General features: G+C 40.0%; 1 protein-coding gene and 2 pseudogenes. 1 reads left to right on the top strand and 2 read right to left on the bottom strand.

The window, feature by feature from the left end:
* A pseudogene (locus ABLT31_RS38550) lies at nt 1-134 on the top strand (protein CysJ); the annotation flags it as partial.
* A 760-nt stretch (nt 135-894) separates the two neighbouring features.
* Here the strand turns inward: ABLT31_RS38550 and ABLT31_RS38545 are convergent.
* Nucleotides 895-1,365, bottom strand: a complete 471-nt coding sequence (locus tag ABLT31_RS38545; protein ID WP_367761003.1) for an ATP-binding protein — start codon at nt 1,363-1,365, stop codon at nt 895-897.
* Between the two features lie 48 nt (nt 1,366-1,413).
* Nucleotides 1,414-1,563: pseudogene (locus ABLT31_RS38540) on the bottom strand (histidine kinase dimerization/phospho-acceptor domain-containing protein); the annotation flags it as partial.
* Nucleotides 1,564-1,754: the final 191 nt, after the last annotated feature.

Below are 1,754 nucleotides of genomic sequence, written 5' to 3'. Positions count from 1 at the left end.
AATATATGGCGAAAGACGTCCACAACACGCTTATTGACGTGATTGAAAAAGAAGGCGCCACAACCCGTGAAGCAGCCGAAGCGTATCTAGATGATATGAAAGAGCAAGGGCGTTACCAACGTGATGTGTATTAAACTAAAGAGGTATAACTTCCCAAGAAACTCAAGAACTAAAGTCTCGAGCAAAGCTTGGTAGTTGATATAAAAACAAGAGGTCGAGCATAAGTCGCAACCATTTCCCTTGTTAGACTATAGATCCGATACAAAAACTGATCCATACAATGGCTTTCTGTTATGTCCTGCCCACGACATATTATACGATAAAGGATACACCGATAATAGCTACATTCATTTTTGGATTACTTCCCTATTATTAGTTCCATTAAAATTGAGATAACTGCCCCAGTAAAAAAACAGAGACTATCGAAGCAACCGCGTAGTACGTTATTGAATCCCGAGCCACATGCAACTGCAAAACTAGCGCTGGGCACTGAAAGCCCATTTTCATTCTCTGTGGTTCCGTCAGTAGAAATTTTGTGACTTTGTTGCCGTCATGGATTTCTGTTTTACCTATAAGCTAAGGAAAGCCAGTAACCCTTCTTTCTCCGCTTCGAAGAGATTACGAGGAGATGGTGTACTGGTTGAGATTGATGGAACGAAATGTAATTTCAAAAGAGTATTTATTCCGGAGAAGCTAAATAGGTGATGTACTCATTCTTGATGATGAAAAATCACCTATAAGGTAGCTAAGGTGGAAAGAAAAAAACATATCAAGCACACATGAAAGAGCTTTTGAATGATTTGCAAGTCAATAAAGGGGATTGCCTTAAGTGTTGACACTTTAGGTAATCCCCTTTTTTCATTCACCTTTGATTTTTATTCTGTATGTACAAATTTATGAGGAGCATTGGTGTAGAATTTCATCTACCGTCGACTGTTCCGGTGAGAGGATAACGGGAAAAAGAACTTCAACACAAGTCCCCTTACCTACTTCACTCCGAATGACCATTTTTCCTTGATGATTTTCAAAAATCTTACGAGTCACCATTAAACCTAATCCAGTCCCTTTTTCCTTTGTCGTGTAAAAGGGTTCACCCAGTCGATCGAGCCGTTCCTGAGGAATCCCACAGCCCTGGTCTATAATCGATACAGAAATTTGTATATGGTCGATCAGCTTAACTTGGATGTGCAGCTCTCCGCCGTTAGGCATGGATTCCATGGCATTTTTAATGATGTTCATAAATACTTGTTTGAGCTGATTTTGATCACATAGGACTAACGGCAAGTGAGATGGAATGTCCGTCAACATGTCAATTCGATGTATCAAAGCTTGAGATTCAAGTAATTTTACGGTCTCTTGAACGATGGTTGCAATGTTTTTCGGATCATAATGGACTACCTGAGGTTTGGAAAGAACTAAAAACTCACCAACAATGGAATTAATTCGGTCCAATTCCGACAACATGATTTCAATATAAACCGGATCTAGTTGATGATGGTTTTGGTGCAATTGGAGGAATCCTTTTAAGGTGGTTAAAGGATTTCGGATTTCATGCGCAACACCGGCTGCAAGCTGAAGAAAACCGAAGGAAGTTAAACTGTCCCTCTCGGCCTATTCCAATTACTCCCTCATTCCATGTATCAAAGATCAAACCTGTTTTAAGGATGAAGAAGAGGCTAAAAAGTCCCTAGTCAATCTGAAGCAAGAAATCATCACCTATTTTGCTACGGATATCGAACGGCAACGCATTTGGT

The sequence above is a fragment of the Ammoniphilus soli genome (genome assembly GCF_040813775.1).
Note: the sequence above shows the minus strand (reverse complement) of the source record. Positions and strands in the feature narration are given on the sequence as shown.